The following is a 23,928-nucleotide window of genomic DNA, read 5'->3' on the forward strand; positions in this document are numbered from 1 at the left end:
CAGTCTGTCATCGAACACGCCGGAGCACACCAGCCCCAAATACACCAGGTTTACCGGACGGTCCGTTATCTTCGTCGTGCGAGATAAGTATTTGCCGACCCCACTGCTAGCGAAAAGGACTTCCGATGCGAAGCAATCAGATCCAACCGGGTCGGCACCGTCTGGGCATGGAATCGGGAATCCACGTCATTCTGATCCCCGAAGTTGCCTTGGCGTTGGCCGATCATCGGCGAAACTGGTTCACCACGCTTCTCAGTCCGGCCCGTCACAGCTTCGCGTCGATGCGCAAGCGGACCGGCGCCGTCGCTCAATGGAGTCCCGCCGTCGCAGGCTGAGCCGACCCGTCGAAAACGACTATGGACCCGAATCCTCGCGGATCGGGTCCATTTTTGTCGTGCTCGATCGCTTGAATGCGCCATTCATACGATCAGATGGCATACATGTGACATTCATGCGGACGGGCTGACCTCCGGGAGCACCCCCGAAAAGAGATGAGCCCCGACTCTCCGAAGAGAGCCGGGGCTGCGGTCACACCCTTACGGGTGGACATCTTCTATCAGGCGTTGCCCGACAACTTCTCACGCAGCGCAGCGAGCTGAGCATCGCTGGCCAGCGATCCGCCCGACGAAGCCGGTGCGGATGCTGCGGGAGCATCGCCTTCGGCATCGTTGGACTGACCCGACTCGGAGGAGTAGTTGGTGTTGGCGGCTTCAGCAGCCTCGTCCTTCGCCGTCTTCTCCATCTGAGCGGTGTGCATCTTGTGGCGACGCTCTGCCTCGGCATAGCGGCCTTCCCACTCTTCACGCTGCTTCTCGTAGCCTTCGAGCCATTCGTTGGTCTCGGAGTCGAAGCCCTCGGGGAAGATGTAGTTGCCCTGCTCGTCGTACGAGTCGGCCATTCCGTACTTGGACGGATCGAACTCTTCTGCGTAGTCCTCGTTGGCCTGCTTGAGGCTCAGCGAGATACGACGACGCTCGAGATCGATGTCGATGACCTTGACGAGTGCGTCGTCGCCGACACCCACGACCTGGTCCGGAACCTCCACGTGGCGCTCGGCCAGCTCGGAGATGTGCACGAGGCCCTCGATGCCCTCTTCGACGCGAACGAACGCACCGAACGGAACGAGCTTGGTGACCTTACCGGGCACGATCTGGCCGATCGCGTGCGTGCGAGCGAACTGACGCCACGGATCTTCCTGAGTTGCCTTGAGAGACAGCGAAACGCGCTCGCGGTCCAGGTCGACGTCGAGAACCTCGACGGTGACCTCGGTGCCGACCTCGACAACCTCGGACGGGTGGTCGATGTGCTTCCAGGACAGCTCGGAGACGTGCACGAGTCCGTCGACGCCACCCAGGTCCACGAAGGCACCGAAGTTGACGATGGAGGACACGAAGCCCTTGCGGACCTGTCCCTTCTGGAGCTGGTGCAGGAACTCGCTGCGAACCTCGGACTGAGTCTGCTCGAGCCATGCACGGCGCGACAGGACCACGTTGTTGCGGTTCTTGTCGAGCTCGATGATCTTGGCCTCGATCTCCTTGCCGACGTACGGCTGGAGGTCGCGGACGCGACGCATCTCGACGAGCGATGCGGGCAGGAAGCCACGCAGGCCGATGTCGAGGATGAGGCCGCCCTTGACGACCTCGATGACGGTGCCCTTGACGGCCTCGTCCTTCTCCTTGAGCTCTTCGATCGTGCCCCAGGCGCGCTCGTACTGCGCACGCTTCTTGGACAGGATCAGGCGGCCTTCCTTGTCCTCCTTGGTGAGAACGAGAGCTTCGACCTCATCGCCGACGGAAACGACCTCGTTGGGGTCGACGTCGTGCTTGATGGAGAGCTCACGGGAAGGGATGACGCCTTCGGTCTTGTAACCGATGTCGAGCAGAACCTCGTCACGATCGACCTTGACGATGGTGCCTTCGACGATGTCGCCATCGTTGAAGTACTTGATCGTGGCGTCGATAGCGGCGAGAAAGTCCTCTGCGGAGCCGATGTCGTTGACGGCTACCTGCGGCGAGGTTGTGGTTGAGGGCATGTGTTGAGTTGCTCCGGACGGGTTGGGTATCGGTTGATGGATGTTCGGTCGGACGATGAAGCTGATGAAGAACGAGCCTGCCCGGTGCGAACTACCCGGACACCGGTGTACAACCAACAGCACACCGATTTCGTTCCGCCGCACGACGAACGAGCCTCACCCACTGAGGACAACCCCGATGAGCGATATCCCGACGACCCCGCGCAGCACGAACACACTCGCGTTCCACAGGGTACGCGATTGCGTCACAGCTGGGCAAACCTGGCGGGGCCGTCGCAAACCTGGCGGGGCCGTTGAAACCCGCACGAGACAGTGGCCACTGAGTCGGCGACCGCCCATGCCCGACTACCGTGACGTCCGTGACCGACAGCTCCCCCACCCCACCTGCGCCGCAGCAACCCGTCGTACCGGGTCGTGCTCGACTGTCGTCCGCCGCGAGCGATCGGGCCAGCCGATCCTGGTGGGATTCCGACGCCGACGAGTACCACCGAACACACGGTGAATTCTTGGGGGTCGCCACGGAACGAGGTGAATTCGTGTGGTGCCCCGAAGGGCTGCACGAAGGCGACGCGCAGCTGCTCGGCGACGTCGCCGACAAGGATGTCCTCGAAGTAGGGTGCGGCTCTGCGCCCTGCGCACGGTGGCTGCACAGCCAGGGGGCGCGGGCGATCGGACTCGACATCTCGTCCGGCATGCTCCGCAAGGGTCTCGACGCCATGGAAGCCAGCGGTGAACACGTTCCCCTGATCCAAGCGAGCGCCGAGTCGCTGCCATTCGCCGACGAGCGCTTCGACATAGTGTGTTCCGCGTTCGGCGCAGTTCCGTTCGTCGCCGATTCCGCAAATGTGATGGCCGAGGTCGCCCGTGTACTGCGGCCTGGCGGCATCTGGGTCTTCGCCGTCAATCACCCGATGCGGTGGATCTTCCCCGACGACCCAGGCCCCGATGGTCTGACGGCGACGATTCCCTACTTCGATCGCACGCCGTACGTCGAGTTCGACGGGGACGGCACGCCCGCATACGTCGAGCACCATCGAACGATCGGTGATCGGGTCCGCGAAATCGTGGCGGCCGGTCTGGAGCTGAGAGACATCGTCGAACCCGATTGGCCCGAATGGCTGGACCGCGAGTGGGGTCAGTGGAGCCCACTGCGCGGCCAGCTCTTTCCCGGCACTGCCATCTTCAGCTGCCGAAAGCCTCGTTAGAGAAGCTTCGACAGGAAGGCCTTGGTGCGGTCGTGCTGCGGATTCGCGAGCAGCGACCTCGGTTCGCCGGATTCGACCACGACGCCCTGATCCATGAAGACCAGCTGGTCGGCGACCTCACGAGCGAACCCCATCTCGTGCGTGACGACGACCATCGTCATCCCGTCCTTCGCGAGTTCGCGCATCACTCCGAGCACCTCGCCGACCAGTTCGGGATCGAGCGCGGACGTCGGCTCGTCGAACAGCATGAGCTTCGGGTCCATCGCGAGAGCTCGGGCGATGGCGACGCGCTGCTGCTGACCACCCGACAGTTGAGCGGGATAGGCCGTCGCCTTGTCGGCGAGACCGACACGATCCAGCAGCTCTTTCGCACGTGCGAGGGCGTCGGACTTCTTCGTTCTCTTCACCTGAGTCGGTGCCTCGATGACGTTCTCGAGCGCAGTCCGGTGCGGAAACAGGTTGAAGTGCTGAAAGACCATGCCGATATCCCGACGCTGTTTCGCGGCCTTCTTGGGGTGCAGCTCGTAGAGCTTGCCGTTCTTCTCCTCGTAGCCGACGAGCTCGTCGTCGACATACAGCCGACCGGCATTGACCTGCTCGAGGTGGTTGATGCAGCGCAGGAACGTCGACTTCCCGGATCCCGACGGCCCGACAAGACACAGCACCTGTCCCCTGTCGATCTCCAACGAGATTCCTTTGAGAACTTTCAGCGCGCCGAAGTTCTTGCAGACCCGATCGGCCCTGACCATCGGCGCCATCAGATGCGTCCGTTCTCGTTCGCGCGCGGATCCGCCGTCGCATCGGGTGCTTGCGCGTCGGCGAGCGCACGCAACTGGCGGCCGGTGAGCTGCCTCGACGCGCCCTTCGAGTAGTACCGCTCCAGATAGAATTGGCCGATCATCAGAATGCTGGTGATCGCCAGATACCAGGTCGACGCAACCAGAAGCAGTGGAATCGGTTCGAAGTTCGCCCCGGAAATGTCCCGTGCCCGTCCGTACACATCCCCCGTGAACGGGACCGCGGCAACGAGCGAGGTGGTCTTCAGCATGCTGATGACCTCGTTGCCGGTCGGCGGGATGATCACCCGCATCGCCTGCGGCAAGACCGTGCGACGCATCGTCTGCGACCACGACATGCCCAGCGCGACGGATGCTTCCATCTGGCCTTCACCGACGGAGTTGATGCCTGCGCGGACGATCTCGGCCATGTAGGCAGCCTCGTTCAGCGCAAGGCCCACGACGGCGAACCAAAATGCCGTGTACAGAGCCTGCAGATCGAACGTCGCGAACTGGACGGTGAACGGGATTCCCAATGCCACTGTCTTGTAGATCGACGGGATGAGTCCCCAGAACACGAGCTGCACGTAGACCGGGGTGCCGCGAAAGACCCAGAGGTACACCCACGCTGCGCTGCGCAAGACGGGATTGGGCGACAACCTCATGACCGCCAGCAGCACACCGAGGATCACCGCGATGATCATCGAGTAGACAGTCAGCTGCAGTGTGAACCAGACGCCTTGACTGATTCTCGTGTCGAACAAATAGCGGCCGTACGTTCCCCAGCCGTAGGCCGGGTTGGTTGCAGCGCCGTAGGCGAAGAGCCCGAAGAGCACGACGACCACGACCGCGGCGATCCAACGGCCCGGATGCCGCAGTGGGATCGCCTTGATCGGATCCGGTTCGGCGTCCGCGCTCAGTGAGGCAGGTTCGGACACGCCGCACCCTTTCGTCTCGTCGAGTGATATGACACCGCCATCAGCTGACTGCGCCGTTGATCTGCGACGTGTCGATCACGCCTGCCTCGACGCCCCAGTTCTCGGCGATGGTCTGGTACTGGCCGTTGTCGATCAGGTACTGCACGGCCTGCTGCAACGTCGCTGCCAGCGGCGAGCCCTTCGCGACCGGGTAGCCGTACGGCGCCGAGTCGAACACGTCTCCCGCTGGCTCGAGCTTGTCGCCACTCTGCTTGATCGCGTACGCCGTGACCGGCGAATCCGCCGACATCGCATCGACGCGACCGAGAACGAGCGCGTTGGCTGCGTCGTCCTGGCTGTCGAACTTCACGATCTCGATGGCGGGCTTGCCCGCAGCGACGCAAGCCTCGCTCTTGGCCGGAACCTCTTCCTGGTCCTGAATGGTCGTCGTCTGGACCGCCACCTTCAGACCACACGCGTCGGTCGGATCGACACTGCCACCTGCCTGCTGCGCCCACTGCGTTCCGGCGTTGAAGTAGGTAGTGAAGTCGACGGTGGCTTCGCGTTCCTTGGTGTCGGTGAACGACGACATACCGACGTCGTATGTTCCGGCCTGGATCGACGGAATGATGCGGTCGAAGTCCGCTTCCTCGTATTGGGCCGTCACACCGAGAACACCGGCCACAGCGTCCATCAGGTCGACGTCGAATCCGACGATCTTGCCCGACGAGTCCTTGAACTCGTTCGGCGAATACGGCACGTTGACGCCCACGACGAGGGTGCCGGAGTCGACGTTCTTCTGTGGGAGCGTCGCGGCGATGTCGTCGACGGTGCCGACCTCGACAGCAGTCGTCTCGCCTGCCGCTGGTGCGCCGCCGTCCTCTGTGTTCTGAGCGCATGCGGTGAGCATCAGCGCACCGGCACCCGAGAGGGCCAGCAGAACTCGAGCGGGCTTCGAGAATGATCGTGTAACCACGGGGAGTCCCTCCAAAAAATCGAAATGACACCACCATCATTCGGTGCTGCCAGACGTTGAACGTACGCGACACACCGCCACGTTGCCGTATCGGTAACCGAACAGTAACGTCGCTCGGCCACGCAGTTGCGGCATTTCCCGGTACCGAAGTTCGAAACGGACCGGCTCAGACTCGAAGGGTCCTCGCGAGGACGGTTTCGGTGAACTCGCTGGTCGACGCGCGCCCGCCGAGATCCGCAGTCGCAACGCCGGACTCGAGCGTGTCGCCGACGGCCCGACGAATACGATGTGCCGCCTGCGCGGGCTTCGCACCCTGGCCGTGGACGGCGAGCCAATCGAGCAGCATCGCCGCCGACAGGAACAGCGCTGTCGGATTCGCCCGGTTCTTCCCGGCGATGTCCGGTGCCGACCCGTGCGCGGCCTGAGCCATCGCCTTGGTCGACGACGAATTCAGCGACGGGGCCATGCCGAGCGACCCGGACAGCTCACCCGCGAGGTCGGACAGAATGTCTCCGAACATGTTCTCCGCGACGACGACATCGAAATCCTGACCTCGTCGCACCAGATGAGCGGTCAACGCGTCGACGTGTTCCTCGTCGACGACGACGTCGGGAAAGTCCTCGGCAACCGATCTGCAGACATCGCGAAACAGCCCCGTCGTCAGGGACAGGACGTTTGCCTTGTGCACGATCGTGACGTGTTTGCGTCGAGCACGAGCGAGTGTGAACGCTTCTCGCGCAATACGTTCGCACGCAGTGCGGGTCAAGACTCCGACAGCGAGCGCGACGTCCGGTGTCGGCATGAACTCTCCGCTGCCCACGTGCATGTTTCTGTCGGCGTAGAAACCCTCGGTGTTCTCGCGCACCACGACGAGATCCATCTTCGGCGAGACAGCGCGGACACCGGCGTGCGCGAGCGCCGGCCGGATGTTCGCGAACAGGTCGAAGGTCTTGCGCACCACGCCACCCGGCGTCAGTTGCGAACGAAACGGCTCCGGATACGACGCGCTGTCATGGGGGCCGAGAATCCACGCGGGCAGTGACGCCAACGCGTCGAGAGTCGGTTGCGGCACCGGCGACCCGTGCGAATCGATAGCGTCTCGACCGAGGTCGAGTTCGACCCAGTCGACGGTGAAGTGCTCGGCCTGCGCGGCAGCGTCGACGACGCGCATCGTCGCCGGCACGATCTCGTGTCCGATCCCGTCGCCGACCATCGACCCGATTCGAACGGTGTGCGCCTGCGTGTCAGTCATGTGAGCCATCATGGCTGACATGGTGCAGTCGGTAGAACTCCTCCTCGACACCGAACTCGACGACGCGGTCCGGCGCGAGTGGCAAATGCTGTTCGACGCAGGCCTACCCAGTCAGGCTCGACATCGGGGTGCGTCGAACCGCCCGCACGTCACGCTGGCGGTGGCAGACGAATTCGCGTCGCTCGACGCCCGGATCGGGTCGATCCCCGTTGCACCTTTTCCGCTGCGTCTCGGCCCGCTCGTCGTGTTTCGAGGGCGCACCGCCACCCTCGCGCGCCTGGTGATTCCGTCGCCCGCTCTACTCGATCTGCATGCAACGGTGTCCTCGCTCGTCGGAGACGCGCGCGGTTCTCGATCGCACACCGAACCCGGGCAGTGGACACCGCACGTGACTCTTGCGCGTCGACTCGCAGGCGCAGAACTCACCGAGGCGATCGATCAGCTGCATTCCGAGCCGGGCGTGCTCATTGGGAACGCCTCGGCGCTTCGTAGATGGGATGGGGACGGCAGAGTCGAGTGGTTCGTGGGTGGATCAACTCAGAACCGGTAATCGCCGAACTGGCTCACCTCCGCATGCGTGTCGGGTGCGAATCCGCGCACCACAGCCAGATGCATTACTGCCAGAACCATCAGGAAAATCAGTACGAGTGTCATGCCAGCAAGACTGCTACCAGGAAGTTCAGGGGAACAGTGGCAGATATGACACAGTTCGACGTTTTTCTGCCATACTGATTCTCGTGCTGAAACGAGTCGTCGTGCCACTGATGCCACTGACCGAACAGTTCGAGCTGGGCGTCGCGTGCGAGGTGTTCGGACTCGACCGATCCGACGAGGGGCTCCCGACGTACGACTTCTCACTGATCGCAGGTGTCGACCAACCGATCAAATCGCGTTTCGGCTACACCATCGACGTCCCGTACGACCTGTCACAACTCGACGACGCCGACCTGATCATCGTCCCGGCCGGCGGCACCCACACTGCGGACGACGGTTGTTCGGTCTGCAGCACCGAATACGACGCGGCCGTCGAGCCCCTGTTGGTGAAGCTCCGCGCAGCTGTGGCCCGCGGAGCCAAGGTCGCGAGCCTGTGCAACGGGGCGTTCGTTCTCGGCAAGGCAGGCCTGCTCGACGGTAGGCGCTGCACGACGCACTGGCGCCACTCGGCACGGTTGGCGGCCGACTATCCCCTCGCCCACGTGGATCCCGACGTTCTGTACGTCGACGACGGCAACGTTCTGACCAGCGCAGGTACCGCAGCCGGCATCGATCTGTGTCTGCACATCGTGCGCAAGGAACAGGGCAGCGTCGTCGCAAACGGTATCGCCCGACGCATGGTGGTTCCGCCGCACCGAGACGGCGGTCAAGCTCAGTTCGTCACAGCGCCTCTCCCGACCGTCGAGGTCGAGACGCTCGCACCGCTGCTGGACTGGATGACAGAAAACCTCGACACCGACCTGTCCGTCCAAAAACTGTCGGCTCGCGTGAACATGTCCACCAGGACGTTCGCGCGACGCTTTCAGGCCGAGACCGGCACGACTCCCGCGCGATGGCTGAACGACCAGCGCGTCCTCGCCGCACAACAGCTGCTCGAGAACTCCGATCTGTCGATCGACGTCATCGCCGAACGAGTGGGCTTCGGCAATGCCGCTGTTCTGCGACAGCACTTCGTCCGAGTTCGCTGCACGACGCCGAATTCGTATCGACGCACGTTTCGCGCGGCGCCACAACCTGCATGACGGAATGTTTTCCACCCCGTCGTGCGTTGAAGGCGTCAGAAGATCGATGACACCGACGAAAGGGCAGGCGTGGCAACACAGACTTTGACTCAGCAGAACTTCGACGACATCGTCGGAGGCAACGACGTGGTACTCGTCGATTTCTGGGCCTCGTGGTGTGGACCGTGCCGTCAGTTCGCTCCCACTTTCGAGAAGTCCTCCGAAGCACACCCCGACGTTGTGCACGCGAAGGTCGACACGGAAGCGGAACAGGGACTGGCGGCAGCCGCCAACATCCAATCGATTCCGACGATCATGGCGTTCCGCGAGGGTGTTCTCGTCTTCGCACAGCCCGGTGCGCTCCCTGCGTCGGCACTCGAAGACCTCGTGGGCCAGGTCAAGGCACTCGACATGGACGAGGTTCGTAAGCAGATCGCCGACCAGAACGCGTCGGCAGACAGCCAGTAACAACCTCTGCAAGACGAAGGTCCGGTCGCGATTCGCGACCGGACCTTCGTCTTTCGACAGCTCCTAGTGGGCGGCTTTGTCCCAGCTGCGCCCGGTACCCACGGACACCTCCAACGGAACCGACAGGTCGATGGCCGTCGCCATCTTGTCCCGCACCAGCGCCTCCACCTGCTCACGTTCGGAGTCGACGACCTCGAGCACGAGTTCGTCGTGAACTTGAAGCAACGTGCGCGACCGCAGGCCCGCTTCGGCGAGCGCCGCGTGCACGTCGATCATGGCCACCTTGATGATGTCGGCGGCCGTTCCCTGGATCGGCGCGTTGAGCGCCGCACGCTCGGCGACCTCTCGACGCTGCCTGTTGTCGCTGGTCAGATCCGGGAGGTAGCGACGACGGCCGTACAGCGTCGACGTGTACCCGACCTTGCGTGACTCCTCGACGACGTTGCGCAGATAGTCGCGGACGCCTCCGAAACGTGAGAAGTAAGCCTCCATCTGTTGTTTTGCCTCGTCGGTCGAAATCTTCAACTGGGCAGCCAGACCGAACGCGCTCAGACCGTACGCGAGCCCGTACGACATCGCTTTGACACGGCGGCGGAGCTCGGGAGTGACTTCCTCGATCGGAACACCGAACGCGCGGGCGCCGACGAAACTGTGCAGGTCTTCGCCGGTGTTGAACGCTTCGATGAGCCCTTCGTCGCCGGACAGATGCGCCATGATCCGCATCTCGATCTGGCTGTAGTCGGCGGTGAGCAACGTGTCGTACCCGTCGCCGACGACGAATCCGTCACGAATGTGCCGTCCCGCGTCGTTCCGCACTGGAATGTTCTGCAGGTTGGGGTCGGTCGAGGACAACCTGCCCGTCGCCGCCACGGTCTGATTGAAGGTGGTGTGGATGCGTCCGTCGTCGGCGACAGATTTGAGAAGACCGTCGACGGTGACCTTCATGCGAGTCGCGTCGCGGTGATCGAGCAGGAACTTCAGGAACGGATGCTCGGTCTTCTCGAACAACCCCTGCAGAGCGTCGGCGTCGGTGGTGTAACCGGTCTTGGTCTTCTTCGTCTTGGGCATGTCGAGCTCGTCGAAGAGCACGACCTGCAGCTGCTTGGGCGAACCGAGATTGATCTGTTTGCCGATGACCTCGTAGGCAGCGTTGGCAGCGTCGGCAACCTGGGATGCGAACTGGCTCTGCAACCCACCCAGATGGTCGTTGTCGACGGCGATCCCCGTCGCCTCCAGATCCGCGAGTACCGACAGCAGCGGCAGCTCCATGTCCGTCAGCAGCGAGCTCGATTCGATGGTGGCCAGTTCATCGTCCAACGTCGCGGCGAGGTCGAGAACTGCCTGAGCTCGGAGAATTTCACCTTCGGCGACCGCTGCGGCGGCGACGTCCTCGGTGTCGAGAAGTGACATCTGGCCCTCGACGGAATCCTCGACGCGCAGTTCACGCTTGAGATATCGCAGGCACAGATCGTCGAGATTGAACGAGCGCTGACCTGGACGCACCAGGTAGGCGGCGAGAGCCGTATCGCTCGTCAGCCCGCCCAGAGTCCATCCGCGACCACGCAGTGCATGGATGGCCCACTTGGCCTCGTGCAGTGCCTTGGGCTGACCGCTGTCCGCGAGCCACTCTGCCAACGCCTTCTCGTCCGACTCGTCGAGCTCAGCGGTGTCGACGAAACCACCCTCACCGTCGGAGGCAGCGATGGCGATCGACACTGCGTCGCTGTCGAACGGTCGCCGCGGGCCGACGACGGACAGACCATGCCGCTGACCGGACGACGCGTGGGTGCTCAGCCAGTCGGCCAGCTCACCCGGGGCGATAGCCCCGCCTCGGACATCGAACCCTTCTTCCGCTTCGGGCTCGGCCGACGCCAACGTCTCGAACAGACGGTCCCGCAGCACCCGGAACTCGAGGTCGTCGAACAGGGCATGGATCTTCTCGCGGTCCCACGGTGCCAACTCGAGTTGATCCGGGGTGTAGGGCAACGGAACGTCACGCACCATCTCGGTGAGCTCGCGGTTCAACACCACGCTGGACAGATTGGCGCGCAATGCGTCACCGACCTTGCCCTTGACCTTGTCGACGTTGTCGACGAGCTCTTCGAGGGATCCGTACTCGACGATCCACTTGGTCGCTGTCTTCTCCCCCACTCCTGGAATGCCGGGAAGGTTGTCGCTGGGGTCGCCGCGCAGTGCAGCGAAATCCGGGTACTGCGCCGGCGTCAGCCCGTACTTGGTGGTGACCGCATCGGGTGTGAAGCGTGTGAGATCCGAAACGCCCTTGCGCGGGTAGAGCACCGTGACGTTGTCGGTCACCAACTGCAGCGAATCGCGATCACCGGTCACGACGAGAACCTTGTATCCCAGCGCTTCCGCCTGCGTCGTCAGAGTCGCGATGATGTCGTCGGCCTCGAAGCCGGCCTCTGCCATGACCGGGATTCCCATGGCCCCGAGAACGTCCTTGGTGATGTCCACCTGCCCGGCGAACTCGTCGGGAGTCTTGCTGCGGTTGGCCTTGTACTCGGGAAACCGCTCTGCACGGAAGGTCTGCCTCGAGACGTCGAACGCCGTCGCGATGTGCGTCGGCTTCTCGTCGCGCAGAAGATTGATCAGCATCGACGTGAATCCGTAGACCGCGTTGGTGGACTGGCCACTCGTGGTCTTGAAGTTGTCCACCGGGAGGGCGAAGAACGCTCGGAACGCGATGGAGTGCCCGTCGATGAGCAGCAGTGTCGGCTTGTCGTCGGAGGACGAACCGGTCGAGGATGTCGATGATGCGCGTGCGTCGGTTACGGGGCTCACGGTTACTCAGTCTAGGGACGGCCACCGACAAGGCGTAAACGGATGCGACAGCGCGCACGGGTAGTTCGAAACACAAAAGATACTTCCCGGAAATTCAACTCGCCTATTTCGAGCGGTTCGGACGGTTAGAGTCCGAGAATTGCAAGTATCGGTCGGCCAACAGGGCTCGACCCGACAACCGTCCGGAGGACGTTGCGTGGCGCCAATTGCTCGATGGAACCGAAGACGATCTCGACCTCGGAGCCACAACCGAACAACCCTACGACTACTCGTTCTTACGCTGCTCTGGTCCGTCACTGCGGTGGCGTTCGGAGGAACCGCGCTGGCACAGGAGCCGACACCGACTCCCCCGCCGGCGTCGTCCACCTCGGAATCGCCCCCGGCAGACGCAGTACCTGTCAGCGGCAGTCTCAACAACGGTGGTGAACGCCTCAGCGACGTCGACGTCCGTGCCGTCGACGCATCCGGCGAGGAAGTAGCCAGGACGACCTCGGCGGACGGAGGCCGGTGGACGCTCGAATTGTCCCCCGGCTCATACACATTCGAAGTAGACGCCGAAACCCTGCCCGACGGCGTGAGCGTCCAGGGAGAGGTGCAGCGCGACGTCGCGGCAGGTCGGGCCAACACCGTCATCTTCTCGTTCGGTGAAGCCCGAACGGCCACCGAGGTCCCGTTCTACGAGAAGTTCATCAGAACGACCGTGGACGGCCTGCGCTTCGGTCTCGTCATCGCCCTTGCAGCGGTGGGACTCAGCCTGATCTTCGGTACGACCGGGCTGACGAACTTCGCACACGGCGAACTCGTCACGCTCGGCGCAGTCGCCGCGTGGGTGTTCAACGTCAGCATGGGTATTCAGCTGATCTGGGCAACGATTCTGGCGGTGATCGTCGGTGTGGCCATCGGATGGCTGAACAACGCCGGCATCTGGAGACCACTCCGAAAACGCAAGACCGGTCTGATCGCTCAGCTGGTCGTGTCCATCGGATTGGCCATCGCACTGCGATACCTCATCCTCATCTTCTTCTCCGATCGCGCCGAACCGTTCGACGACTACCAGGCGCAGACCCAGAACGAATGGGGCCCGCTCGCGATCACCAACGTGAACCTCGCCTGCATCGTCATCAGCATCGTGGTCCTCGTGGGCGTCGCAATCATGCTGCAGCGCACACGGATCGGCAAAGCCATGCGGGCTGTGGCCGACAACCGGGACCTCGCGGCGTCGTCGGGCATCAATGTCGAACGTGTCGTGACGTTCGTCTGGTGCATGGGCGGTGGTCTCGCGGCGCTCGGCGGCGTCCTGTTCGGCCTGTCCGAACTCGGTGGCCGAGTCCAGTGGGAGATGGGTTTCAAACTCCTTCTGCTGATGTTCGCGGGAATCACTCTGGGCGGCTTGGGTACCGCCTACGGCGCGCTTCTCGGCTGCGTCATCGTCGGTCTGCTCGTGCAGTGGTCGACGATGATCATCAATCCCGATCTCAAATACATCGGAGGACTGCTCGTCTTGATTCTCATCCTCGTCGTCCGACCCCAGGGCATACTCGGCTCGCGGCAAAGGATCGGGTGAGAATATGGATATCCTTGGTGCTCTCCAGGTTTCACTGGCCCAGCTGATAGGGCCGTCGGCCATCTTCTACGCCCTGCTCGCCATCGGACTGAATCTGCACTTCGGCTACGCCGGATTGCTCAACTTCGGTCAGATCGGTTTCGCACTGCTCGGCGGGTACGGCGTCGGAATCATGACGATCACGTACCAACAACCGCTGTGGCTCGGCATCCTCGTCGGCCTCGGTGCCGCAGGACTGCTCGCTCTCGTACTCGGCATACCCACGCTTCGACTACGCGCCGACTATCTCGCCATCGTCACCATCGCGGCGTCGGAGATACTCAGGCTGGTCTTCAGATCGACCGCATCCGATCCGATCACCAAGTCCACCAACGGTATCTTCGGGTTCGCGGACCCGTTCACCTCGCTCAGCCCGTTCGATTCCGGAAAGCAATATGCCTTCATCGGCGTGAAGTTCTACGGAGACGACCTCTGGGCGATGGTCGTCGGCTGGTCTCTCGTTCTCCTGCTCTGCGGACTCATCTATCTGCTCACACACAGCCCGTGGGGTCGTGTTCTCAAAGCGGTGCGTGAGGACGAGGACGCTGCGAGGTCGCTCGGCAAGAACGTCTTCGTGTACAAGATGCAGGCACTCGTGCTCGGTGGCGTCATCGGCGGAATGGGTGGCGTCTTCAACGCGCTGCAGACCAAGTCCATCAACCCGGACTTCTACTCCACCGCACAGACGTTCTTCGCGTTCGGTGCCCTCATTCTCGGTGGCGCGGCGACCGTCTTCGGACCTGTCCTCGGCGCGATGCTGTTCTGGTTCCTGCTCTCCATTCCCGACGCTATCCTCCGCCAAGCCATCGCCGGGCCCGATCCCTTGCTCAACCTCACCGAACAGCAGGTCGGCGCAACGCGATTCGTTCTCCTGGGCATTCTGATCGCCGTGCTGATGGTCTTCAGACCCCAGGGTATTCTCGGCAACAAGCGAGAGGTCCAACTCAATGCCTGAACGCCTCGCCACAGCACTGAGCGCAGAGCAGCGTGCTGCACTCTTCGCCGGCGTACCCCAGTCCCCCGGCGCACCCAAGCCCGACCCGACTCTCGTCGTCGACGGAGTGTCTCGAACGTTCGGCGGCCTCAAAGCTGTCGATGTCGCACACCTCGAAATTCAACGAGGCTGCATCACAGGGCTCATCGGGCCCAACGGCGCGGGCAAGACGACGTTGTTCAACCTGCTCACCGGATTCGATCGACCCGATACCGGCACCTGGTCCATGGACGGGCAGTCTCTCGGCCGCATGCATCCGCACCAGGTCGCCCGCAAAGGCGTCGTGCGCACATTCCAGTTGACGAAGGCTCTGTCGAAACTGACTGTGCTGGACAATGTTCGACTCGGAGCCACCGGGCAGCGTGGTGAACGCATCGTCAACACACTGATGCCCTGGACCTGGAAGAAGCAGGAAAAGGAGATCACCGAACGCGCCTACCACCTCCTCGAACGCTTCAAGCTCGACGCGAAGGCCGACGACCTCGCCGGTTCCATGTCCGGTGGTCAACGCAAGTTGCTGGAGATGGCACGCGCACTGATGACCGACCCTTCGGTCGTGATGCTCGACGAACCGATGGCAGGAGTGAATCCTGCTCTGACACAGAGCCTTCTCGGACATATCAAGTCGTTGCGCGACGACGGGATGACGGTGGTGTTCGTCGAACACGACATGGACGTCATCCGCGACATCAGCGACTGGGTCGTCGTCATGGCGCAAGGCAGCGTCATCGCCGAGTCGACCCCAGCGGATCTGTCGAACAACGGCGCGGTCGTCGACGCCTACCTCGGCAGTCACCACGACCAGGCGCTCGAATTCGACGAGAACGGCAATCCGGTCGGTGCCACCGCGGAATTGGCGGAAGCGTTGGAGCAGGCCGAGGCAGAAGAGCTCGAAGCGGGCGGCGATCTGTCCGAGCCGGAGTTCGTCGCACCGTCGGACGTGTCGCCCACAGGCGTCACACCGGTGACGGGCAAGCACGCCAAGGGAGAAGACACGAAGTGAGCGAACCCAGTACCGAAAAACTGACACCGGCCGAATTCGCTGCGACGCCTGCCGAACACACGCGGCTGGCAGAAGGCGCCCTGGTTCGAGCCGACAATCTGGTGGCCGGCTACATCCCCGGCGTCAACATCTTGAACGAGTGCAACTTCTTCCTGAGGGACGGCGAGATCGTCGGCATCATCGGGCCGAACGGTGCAGGTAAGTCGACACTGCTCAAAACCCTGTTCGGCCTGATACCGGTGCGCGAAGGCTCGGTGAAACTCCGCGGTGACAACATCACGTCCGCCGAAGCGCACGTACTCGTCACCAAGGGCGTCGGCTATGTGCCCCAGACCCAGAACGTGTTTCCGTCGCTGACCATCGAAGAGAACCTCGAAATGGGAATCTACCTGCGTCCCAAGAAGTTCGCAGAAAGATTCGAGTTCGTCAGCGAGTTGTTCCCTCTCCTCGGCGAGCGCAAGAAGGTCAAGGCCGGTGCACTGTCCGGCGGCGAGCGGCAGATGGTCGCGATGGGACGGGCTCTGATGATGGAACCGTCCGTCCTTCTGCTCGACGAGCCGTCGGCAGGTCTGTCGCCGATGTTCCAGGACGAAGTGTTCATCCGCTGCAAGAAGATCAACGCGACGGGCGTGTCGATCATCATGGTCGAGCAGAACGCTCGCCGATGCCTGCAGATCTGCGACCGCGGATACGTTCTCGATCAGGGCCGAAATGCGTACACGGACACCGGAACCAACCTCATGAACGACCCCAAGGTCATCGAGCTCTACCTCGGCACCCTGGCCGGAAGCAACGAGAAGAAGTAAGCCTGGTTCGGCCGGCAGGTTCGGAGCGAGGGTGACATTCGGTCACTCAGAGTGAGCGAGGGGCGCCTTCGCTCCGCCTGGAGGGGTGGCCGGTTCGGAGCGAGGGTGACATTCGGTCACTCAGAGTGAGCGAGGGGCGCCTTCGCTCCGTCTGGCGGGGTGGCCGGTTCGGAGCGAGGGTGACATCCGGTCACTCAGAGTGAGCGAGGGCGTCATTCGGTCACTCAGAGTGAGCGAGGGCGACATTCGGTCACCAGGAACCCCAGACCCGAGAACGAGTAGAGCCCCGATCCGCTGAGCGGATCGGGGCTCTACTCGTTGGTGCTTCACTCGCCGACGACAATGTACCCGTCGGTCGTGAGCGTGTTGTCCGGTCCGAAGACCAGGTTGCCGTACGAACCCGTCGCGGGCTCACCAGCGTCACTGAAGTTCAGCGCACCGGTGACACCGTCGTAGTCGATGTCGGTGCCTGCCTGGACGAGCGGGAGGCACTGTGCGTACGTCGTGCACTTCTCGCCGTCCTTGGTGACGCTGTTGATGTTCGCAGCGATGTCGGTACCTGCCGTCGACTTCGCCTGCTCCGCAGCGAGCGCCGAGATGATGACCGCGTCGTAGGACTCACCGGCGTAGTTGAAGTCCACCAGTGCGGGATCGACTGTCTTGAGGCGATCCTGGAACGCCGTACCCACATCGGTGAGCGGCGTCGTGCCACGCATCGTGTCGAGCAGGCCTGCTGCGACGGACTCGCCGAGCGCGTTACCCATGTTGCCGTCCACGCCGTAGACCAACGTGCCGTCGGACGGGCCGATGCCCACCTCGTGCATACGCGTGATGATCTTCGCCGACTCCTCGAAGCCGATGATGGCCACCGCGTCGGGCGCGAAGGTCTTCACGTCGTCGACCTCGGCGTTGAACGACTGAGCGTTGGGATCGTAGATGATCTTCTGGATCTGGTCCGACGGGATACCCGCGGCTTCGAGGTTCTCGACCGTGTTGGTCGCGAGGCCGGTTCCGTACGGATCGTTCAGTGCGAGAATGGAAACGCGCTGTGCGCCATCCTCGGCGATGAGCTGCGACAATGCCTGTGCCTGCAGAACATCCGTCGGTGCGGTGCGGAAGTACTGGCCCTTGTCCGGGTAGCAGACGAACTGATCGGACGTGTTGGCGGGCGAGAACTGAACGACGCCCGCGCTCGCGATCTTGTCGATCACCTTCAGCGACACCGAGGACGATGCGGCTCCGACGATGACGTCGGCGCCACCGGCGAGGAGACGGTCGACGGTGGTGTTGGCGGTGTCCGTGGTCGTGTCGCCCGAGTCACCGGGGATCAGCTGAACCGGCTGATTCAGAACGCCACCGGCTGCATTGACCTCGTCGACGGCGAGTCGAACACCGGCGACCTCCGGCGGTCCGAGGAATGCGAGGCTACCGGTTTCGGGAAGCAGCGTTCCCACGACCAGAGGCGTCGTGACCGGGGTTGCTCCCGCCGTTGCCTGATCGGGTGTGCAGTCGGTCGACACTGTTGTCTCTTCCGCTGCCGAACTTCCACCGCTGGCAGAGCTGGTGCTGTCACCCGAGGAGGAATCATCGCTCGAAGAACAGCCGAACAGCGCCAATGACGCAGCACCCAGCACCGCAGCCGTGCGGACATAGGTCCGTTTTGCCATCTAGGGTCTCCTTGATCGATCAAAAGATGAAGCGCACGACTGTCGTGCGCCCCATGTGTGGATCAGACGCTAGCTGTCCGAATCGATCTGCGAAGGGCGAGAACATGGCTCGTGACCTGACTGTGACCTGACGGGCCGAAGATTTACACCGCCGTAGCGTGGGACCGAGAAATCACGACTCTTTTGGGGCGTCGAGCGTCTCGATGATGACCTCTGCGACAGCCTTCATCGTCGTCCGTCGGTCCATGGCCGCGCGCTGAATCCACTTGAACGCCTGCGGCTCTGTGAGCGATTGCGATTCCATGAGTTTGCCCTTGGCGCGCTCGATCAACTTCCGAGTCTCGAGCCGCTCCTGCAGATCTGCGATTTCACTCTCGAGCGACGAGATCTCGGTGTACCGACTCGCAGCGAGTTCGACGGCGGGCATCAGGTCGGCTTTCGAGAACGGCTTCACGAGATACGCCATCGCACCGGCGTCGCGCGCTTTCTCCACCAACTCGCGTTGTGAGAATGCAGTGAGGATCACAACCGGGGCGATGCGCTTCTCGGCGATTTCCGACGCCGCATCGATGCCGTCACGTCGCGGCATCTTCACGTCCATGATCACCAGATCCGGACGAAGTTCGACCGCCAGGTCCACCGCCTGCTGGCCGTCGGCAGCTTCCCCGACGACCTCGTAGCCTTCCTCGCGCAGCATCTCCACCAGATCCAGGCGGATCAGCGATTCGTCCTCGGCCACCACGACACGGAGAGCGGGCTTGCCGCCCTCCTGTGCAACAGGAGCGTTCATGTGTACCAGTCTCCTTCGACAAGTCATCGACCAGCGCAAACTACGCGCACGAGTATGCATGCACGACACTTCCACCGAGCCGTTGAAGCCTTTGAAGGGTACCGGTGGTTGACCCCGTCGGCGCATCTTCTAAAGTAGTGAACCGCAAGCCAACGCCAGCCCCCGTATCCCAATTGGCAGAGGAAACGGATTCAAAACCCGTACAGTGTCAGTTCGAGTCTGACCGGGGGCACCACGATCACCACCGAGAAATACGCGAGTCGTCAAGACACCAGGGACATCTCGCCCCGTCGACGAACACTTCCCGGTGACACTCCGAGCACTCTCTTGAACGCACGCGCGAACGCAGCTTCCGACTCGTAACCCGATCGCCTCGCCGACTCGGCCACTGTGATGTCCGTGGATCGCAGAAGGTCATGAGCCGTCTGCATTCGCCAGCGGGCAAGGTATTTCATCGGCGTCTCCCCCACCATCGACGTGAATCTCGCAGCGAATGCGGATCGCGACATCGCCACCTCCGCGGCGAGTGACGCCACCGTCCACTGCCTGTCCGGGTTTCGGTGGATGAGCGCCAAAGCCGGCCCGACGCCTGGATCCTGCAATGCTCCGAGCCATCCGGTCCTGGCTGCGGGGTCGTGTTCGATCCAGTACCGCAGCGCCTGGATGACAAGGATGTCCGACAATCGGGTGATGACGGCCTCGCCGCCCGGTCGGAGCGAACGCGCCTCGTCGGCGACGAGTCCCAGCGTGCTGTGCATCCAGGAAAGATGGGGCGTCGGTACGGATTCGACGACGATCAGTGGCGGAAGCGAACGGATCAGCTGCACCGCCGACGGATGGTCGAGACGGACTGCCCCACAGATCATGGTCGTCGACTCTCCCCCACCGCCGTGCCGTACGACGGCGTACCGATCGCTGACGTAGTCGTGCGGGAGGTCGTGGACGATGGGTGCGGTCGCGCTCGCGGCCACATCGCTCGCCAGAGTGTGGCCCAAACCATGTGGCACAAGAGCGAATTCACCGGGGACGAGGTACCTGGGCGACGCACCGTCGACGTCCAGGCGACATCTGCCCTCGGTGACGACGTGGAACCACATGCAGTCGTCCATCCTCGGCATGTCGAGCCCCCACGGCTCGGACAGTTCGGACCGGCAGTAGAACGCGCCCGTCATGCGCAGAAAATGCAGGGCCTCGCCGAGTGGATCCGGCGTCGCCCACGGGTCTTGTCCTCTCATGTTCCGATCGTACGACCGAGCTGGACGAACGAGCATGGAACCGAGATCGACGGGCATGGATAGTCCACCGACACAGCGCGATGCTGGAGGACATCACCCCCGAGGAGGGATTCACCATGATCGAACGACTCGCAGCGGTATCGACGACGGTCGCCGCGATCGGATGCGGCATCACGGCGGGAGTTCTGCTCGCGTTCTCGGTGAGCGTCATGCCGGCTCTGCGATCGCAACCACCGGCGTCTGCGGCGTCGTCGATGCAGCAGATGAACGTCGCGATCGTCTCGCCCGTGTTCATGACGGTGTTCCTGGGCAGTGCTGCGGCGGCCACCGTCGCCGCCGTCACGACGTGGATGTCGCACGGCGACGCGGCAATTACCGTCACCGTCGGTGCGGCGCTGTTCGTGATCGGCTGTTTCCTGGTCACGATCGTCGTGAACGTTCCTCTCAACGACGCATTGGCAGTGGCTGATCCGCAGACCGACGGCGGTCTCGAAACGTGGTCCACCTACCTGACGCGGTGGACTCGTTGGAATCATGCACGAACCGTCGCCGCGATCGCGGCCTGCGCGGCATTGACGGTCGCCGTGCGACGTTAGATCTCGGGGTCGGCTGCTGCCTGCCGCCTGGACTCGATCTCCTGCTCGAATGCCGAGATCAAGCGGTCTGCCTCGGCTACTGCTGCGTCGTCTGCACCTTCGTCCATCGACTGGTCGCGACCGCGTCGAAGTGCGGCCAGTTCTGCGTCGAGTTCATGATTGTCGAGTACTCGTGGATCCAACATGGTCTCCATTGTCCGCCTTCGACAGCCGAACTCGCGCGAGAAACGCGGCGTGACATTGTAGGCACGGTGAGCACCGTGCACAGCTTCCCGCCGATCGTCGACCACGACGCACACACGTTGATCCTGGGATCGATGCCGGGCGTCGCGTCATTGGCCGCGAATCAGTACTACGCGCATCCGCGAAACTCGTTCTGGCCGATCATGGGAGACCTGTTCGGCGCCGTACCGTCCGTTCCGTACCACGAACGTGCCGCAGCACTGCGCCGTCACGGAATCGCTGTCTGGGATGTGTTGAAACTGTGTACGAGACACGGCAGCTTGGACTCCGCGATCGAGGAATCGTCCATCGTCGTCAACGATGTCGAGTCGATGATGCAGGAACACCCATCGATCGACCGAATCTTCTTCAACGGCGCGAAAGCCGAATCCAGCTTCCTCAGGTACGTGGCACCCACGACGCAGTCGGCGACGTGTGTCCGGCTGCCGTCGACGAGCCCGGCACACGCGTCGATGTCGTACGAACGCAAACTCGACGCGTGGAAGGCCGTCGCCGACCGCGGCTGAGAACGGCTACTTCCTCGGGAAGTGCCGAATCAGGCCCTCCTGCACCACGGTTGCCAGCAGCAATCCGTCGACGGAGAAGAATCGTCCCGTCGCGAGGCCGCGCGAACCCGCCGCGACGGGCGACTCGGTGTCGTAGAGCGCCCAGTCGTCGAACCGGAACGGGCGATGGAACCAGATCGAGTGGTTGACCGTCGCAGCGACGATACGGTCGAAGCCCCACGACAGACCGTGAGTCGTGATGATGGAATCGAGCACCGTGGTGTCCGACGCGTATCCCATGGTCGCGGCGTGGAAGATCGGGTCGTCGGGCAATTCGCCGTCGGCCTTCATCCAGACACGATTGTGGGTGAGCCGCTCCCCCGTCGTCTGCAGAATCCACGCCGGATCGTTGGCGTAGCGCATGTCGATCGGTTTGAGAGCATCGACGAACATCTGTAGGCGATCCTCGTACCCGACGAAGTGATCTCCCAAGGGCGGCAACGTGTCCGGGTACGGAACCTCGGGTAGTTCGACGCTGTGTTCCAGACCTTTTCCGAAGTCCTGGAACGCCGCGAGCATCACGAAGATCTCGTTGCCGTCCTGCAGCGCAGTGACCTGGCGATTGGCGAATGCTCGACCGTCGCGGTGCCGCGATACCTGGTACTCGATCGGCTTCTTGACGTCACCGCCTCGAATGAAGTGCGCATTGATCGCATGGACGTCACGCGACGTCCCCGTGACCGTGCGTCCCGCGGCGATCAACGCCTGCGAGACCAACTGGCCACCGAATGTGCGGCTGCCCACCTGGCGAGGATGCACCCCCCGGAACGTGTCCTCGCCGATCTCCTCGAGCTCGAGGAGCTCGAGGAGCGTCTGCAGATCCGTCTTGTCGGTCGTTCCCTCGGTCGCCGTCTCGGCGCCCGCTCCCCCCGCATCGGTCACTTACCGGTCCTCTTCCCCAATTCGGTGCACGTGGATCAAGTTGGTCGAGCCTACTGTGCCGGGAGGGGCTCCGGCCACGATGACGACCTGATCGCCCTTGCTGTATCGACCCAGCTCCAGCAGAGCCTTGTCCACCTCGACCACCATCGCGTCGGTCGTCGCGACCTCGGGAACGAGGAAGGTCTCGGTTCCCCAGCTCAGCGCGAGCTGCGATCGAACCTCGGGGATGGACGTGAACGCGAGAAGCGGCAACGACGTGTGCAGACGCGCGAGACGCCGCACGGTGTCACCGGACTGAGTGAACGCGACGAGTGCTTTCGCGTCGAGACGCTCGCCGATGTCGCGGGCTGCGTACGAGATCACACCGCGCTTGGTGCGGGGAACGTGCGTCAACGGCGGAACCGGGTCGCCCTCGGATTCGACGGTTTCGACGATGCGAGCCATCGTCCGGACCGTCTCCATCACGTACTTGCCCACCGACGTCTCACCGGACAGCATGACGGCGTCCGTGCCGTCGAGAACCGCGTTCGCGACGTCCGACGCCTCGGCGCGGGTCGGGCGGGAGTTCTCGATCATCGATTCGAGCATCTGCGTCGCGACGATGACGGGCTTGGCGTTCGCTCGCGCGATCTGGATCGCGCGCTTCTGAACGAGCGGAACCTGCTCGAGCGGCAATTCGACACCGAGGTCACCACGGGCGACCATGATCGCGTCGAACGCCAGCACGATGGCTTCGAGGTTGTCGACGGCTTCGGGCTTCTCGAGCTTCGCGATGACCGGAACGCGTCGACCGACGCGGTCCATGATGGCGTGAACGAGTTCCACATCGGCAGGCGAGCGGACGAACGACAGCGCGATGAAGTCGACGCCGAGGCCCAGCGCGAATTCGAGGTCGGCAATGTCCTTCTCGGACAAGGCCGGTACGGACACGTTCATGCCCGGAAGCGAGACGCCCTTGTTGTTGCTGACCGGTCCACCCTCGGTGACTCGACACAGCACGTCGTTACCCTCGACGCCGGTGACGACGAGTCCGACCTTGCCATCGTCGACGAGAAGGCGGTCGCCTTCCTTGGCGTCCTGAGCGAGCTCCTTGTACGTCGTCGACACGCGGTCGTGGGTGCCTTCGCACTCGTCGACGGTGATGCGCACCAATTCGCCGTTGGCCCAGGTGGTCTTGCCCTCGGCGAAGCGGCCGAGGCGGATCTTCGGTCCCTGTAGGTCGGCGAGGATGCCGACCGCCTTGCCCGTGGCATTCGATGCCGCACGGACTCTTTCGTAGTTGGCCTGATGATCCGGGTGATCACCATGGCTGAAATTCAGTCTGGCGACATCCATTCCACTCTCGACGAGTTCACGGATTCGGTCACTGGTAGCGGTGGCGGGTCCAAGGGTGCAAACGATCTTCGTACGTCGGCTCACGA

23 protein-coding genes and 1 tRNA gene are annotated in these 23,928 nt (G+C 63.0%); 12 read left to right on the forward strand and 12 right to left on the reverse strand.

Annotated features, from left to right (window positions below):
• The first annotated feature begins 125 nt into the window (after positions 1–125).
• Entirely contained in the window at positions 126–335 is a 210-nt protein-coding gene (locus CHB96_RS18300) for a hypothetical protein (RefSeq protein WP_089248855.1), read from the forward strand.
• A gap of 221 nt (positions 336–556) precedes the next feature.
• Here the strand turns inward: CHB96_RS18300 and rpsA are convergent, their stop codons facing one another.
• Positions 557–2,032, reverse strand: coding sequence for a 30S ribosomal protein S1 (gene rpsA, locus CHB96_RS18305; RefSeq protein WP_089248857.1), 1,476 nt, complete (start codon positions 2,030–2,032; stop codon positions 557–559).
• A 422-nt stretch (positions 2,033–2,454) separates the two neighbouring features.
• Here rpsA and CHB96_RS18310 point away from each other — a divergent pair, with 422 nt between their 5' ends.
• Positions 2,455–3,237, forward strand: coding sequence for a class I SAM-dependent methyltransferase (locus CHB96_RS18310; protein ID WP_371829032.1), 783 nt, complete (start codon positions 2,455–2,457; stop codon positions 3,235–3,237).
• Here CHB96_RS18310 and CHB96_RS18315 read toward each other — a convergent pair.
• The 4 genes from CHB96_RS18315 to CHB96_RS18330 form a co-directional block, all read right to left on the reverse strand.
• A complete protein-coding gene (locus tag CHB96_RS18315; protein ID WP_089248859.1) occupies positions 3,234–3,995 on the reverse strand; it encodes an amino acid ABC transporter ATP-binding protein in 762 nt (253 codons plus the stop codon). The genes CHB96_RS18310 and CHB96_RS18315 overlap by 4 nt on opposite strands.
• Positions 3,995–4,951 carry an amino acid ABC transporter permease gene (locus CHB96_RS18320; protein ID WP_089248861.1) on the reverse strand — a complete coding sequence of 319 codons (957 nt, stop codon included), beginning with the start codon at positions 4,949–4,951 and terminating at the stop codon, positions 3,995–3,997. The genes CHB96_RS18315 and CHB96_RS18320 overlap by 1 nt, the downstream gene beginning before the upstream one ends.
• A gap of 40 nt (positions 4,952–4,991) precedes the next feature.
• On the reverse strand, positions 4,992–5,840 hold the full coding sequence (locus CHB96_RS18325; protein WP_089249180.1) for an ABC transporter substrate-binding protein: 849 nt from the start codon (positions 5,838–5,840) through the stop codon (positions 4,992–4,994).
• A 232-nt stretch (positions 5,841–6,072) separates the two neighbouring features.
• On the reverse strand, positions 6,073–7,179 hold the full coding sequence (locus CHB96_RS18330) for an isocitrate/isopropylmalate dehydrogenase family protein (protein WP_176444362.1): 1,107 nt from the start codon (positions 7,177–7,179) through the stop codon (positions 6,073–6,075).
• Here CHB96_RS18330 and CHB96_RS18335 point away from each other — a divergent pair.
• The 3 genes from CHB96_RS18335 (at position 7,178) to trxA (ending at position 9,341) form a co-directional block, all read left to right on the forward strand.
• The gene (locus tag CHB96_RS18335; RefSeq protein ID WP_089249182.1) at positions 7,178–7,708 is read left to right on the forward strand and encodes a 2'-5' RNA ligase family protein; all 531 of its coding nucleotides are present in this window, start codon (positions 7,178–7,180) and stop codon (positions 7,706–7,708) included. The two genes, CHB96_RS18330 and CHB96_RS18335, sit on opposite strands and share 2 nt — an antisense overlap.
• Positions 7,709–7,895: 187 nt before the next feature.
• A complete protein-coding gene (locus tag CHB96_RS18340; protein ID WP_089248865.1) occupies positions 7,896–8,894 on the forward strand; it encodes a helix-turn-helix domain-containing protein in 999 nt (332 codons plus the stop codon).
• A 69-nt stretch (positions 8,895–8,963) separates the two neighbouring features.
• Entirely contained in the window at positions 8,964–9,341 is a 378-nt protein-coding gene (gene trxA / locus CHB96_RS18345) for a thioredoxin (RefSeq protein ID WP_089248867.1), read from the forward strand.
• Between the two features lie 63 nt (positions 9,342–9,404).
• Here the strand turns inward: trxA and polA are convergent, their stop codons facing one another.
• Positions 9,405–12,143: a DNA polymerase I gene (gene polA, locus CHB96_RS18350; RefSeq protein ID WP_089248869.1), complete on the reverse strand. Its 2,739-nt coding sequence runs from the start codon at positions 12,141–12,143 to the stop codon at positions 9,405–9,407.
• Between the two features lie 280 nt (positions 12,144–12,423).
• On the opposite strand from polA, the gene CHB96_RS18355 reads away from it, so the two are divergent.
• The 4 genes from CHB96_RS18355 to CHB96_RS18370 are packed head-to-tail and all read left to right on the forward strand — an operon-like array spanning position 12,424 to position 16,549.
• Positions 12,424–13,707, forward strand: coding sequence for a branched-chain amino acid ABC transporter permease (locus tag CHB96_RS18355; RefSeq protein WP_089249184.1), 1,284 nt, complete (start codon positions 12,424–12,426; stop codon positions 13,705–13,707).
• 4 nt (positions 13,708–13,711) lie between these two features.
• Positions 13,712–14,701 carry a branched-chain amino acid ABC transporter permease gene (locus CHB96_RS18360; protein ID WP_089248871.1) on the forward strand — a complete coding sequence of 330 codons (990 nt, stop codon included), beginning with the start codon at positions 13,712–13,714 and terminating at the stop codon, positions 14,699–14,701.
• Positions 14,694–15,743, forward strand: a complete 1,050-nt coding sequence (locus CHB96_RS18365) for an ABC transporter ATP-binding protein (protein ID WP_089248873.1) — start codon at positions 14,694–14,696, stop codon at positions 15,741–15,743. Before CHB96_RS18360 ends, CHB96_RS18365 begins: the two co-directional genes overlap by 8 nt.
• Entirely contained in the window at positions 15,740–16,549 is an 810-nt protein-coding gene (locus tag CHB96_RS18370) for an ABC transporter ATP-binding protein (protein ID WP_089248875.1), read from the forward strand. Before CHB96_RS18365 ends, CHB96_RS18370 begins: the two co-directional genes overlap by 4 nt.
• A gap of 326 nt (positions 16,550–16,875) precedes the next feature.
• Here the strand turns inward: CHB96_RS18370 and CHB96_RS18375 are convergent, their stop codons facing one another.
• Positions 16,876–18,216 (reverse strand): ABC transporter substrate-binding protein, encoded by a 1,341-nt coding sequence (locus CHB96_RS18375; protein ID WP_089248877.1) that lies wholly within the window; start codon positions 18,214–18,216, stop codon positions 16,876–16,878.
• A gap of 172 nt (positions 18,217–18,388) precedes the next feature.
• Positions 18,389–19,006: an ANTAR domain-containing response regulator gene (locus CHB96_RS18380; RefSeq protein WP_089248879.1), complete on the reverse strand. Its 618-nt coding sequence runs from the start codon at positions 19,004–19,006 to the stop codon at positions 18,389–18,391.
• Positions 19,007–19,164: 158 nt separating this feature from the next.
• Between CHB96_RS18380 and CHB96_RS18385 the strand changes: the two genes are divergently transcribed.
• Positions 19,165–19,241, forward strand: a tRNA-Leu gene (locus CHB96_RS18385).
• 28 nt (positions 19,242–19,269) lie between these two features.
• On the opposite strand, the gene CHB96_RS18390 is transcribed toward CHB96_RS18385, so the two are convergent.
• Positions 19,270–20,241 (reverse strand): AraC family transcriptional regulator, encoded by a 972-nt coding sequence (locus CHB96_RS18390; protein WP_089249186.1) that lies wholly within the window; start codon positions 20,239–20,241, stop codon positions 19,270–19,272.
• 116 nt (positions 20,242–20,357) lie between these two features.
• Between CHB96_RS18390 and CHB96_RS18395 the strand changes: the two genes are divergently transcribed.
• Positions 20,358–20,837, forward strand: coding sequence for an anthrone oxygenase family protein (locus CHB96_RS18395; protein WP_089249187.1), 480 nt, complete (start codon positions 20,358–20,360; stop codon positions 20,835–20,837).
• Here CHB96_RS18395 and CHB96_RS29415 read toward each other — a convergent pair.
• Positions 20,834–21,022, reverse strand: coding sequence for a hypothetical protein (locus CHB96_RS29415; protein ID WP_141136506.1), 189 nt, complete (start codon positions 21,020–21,022; stop codon positions 20,834–20,836). The two genes, CHB96_RS18395 and CHB96_RS29415, sit on opposite strands and share 4 nt — an antisense overlap.
• Positions 21,023–21,088: 66 nt before the next feature.
• Here CHB96_RS29415 and CHB96_RS18400 point away from each other — a divergent pair, with 66 nt between their 5' ends.
• Complete coding sequence (locus tag CHB96_RS18400) at positions 21,089–21,586, forward strand: DNA-deoxyinosine glycosylase (RefSeq protein WP_245865857.1); 498 nt, start codon at positions 21,089–21,091, stop codon at positions 21,584–21,586.
• Between the two features lie 6 nt (positions 21,587–21,592).
• On the opposite strand, the gene CHB96_RS18405 is transcribed toward CHB96_RS18400, so the two are convergent.
• On the reverse strand, positions 21,593–22,507 hold the full coding sequence (locus CHB96_RS18405) for an acyl-CoA thioesterase II (RefSeq protein ID WP_089248883.1): 915 nt from the start codon (positions 22,505–22,507) through the stop codon (positions 21,593–21,595).
• A complete protein-coding gene (pyk, locus tag CHB96_RS18410; protein WP_089249189.1) occupies positions 22,508–23,926 on the reverse strand; it encodes a pyruvate kinase in 1,419 nt (472 codons plus the stop codon).
• Positions 23,927–23,928 lie beyond the last annotated feature (2 nt).

The sequence above is a fragment of the Rhodococcoides kyotonense genome, from assembly GCF_900188125.1.
GTDB classification, from domain to species: Bacteria; Actinomycetota; Actinomycetes; order Mycobacteriales; family Mycobacteriaceae; genus Rhodococcoides; species Rhodococcoides kyotonense.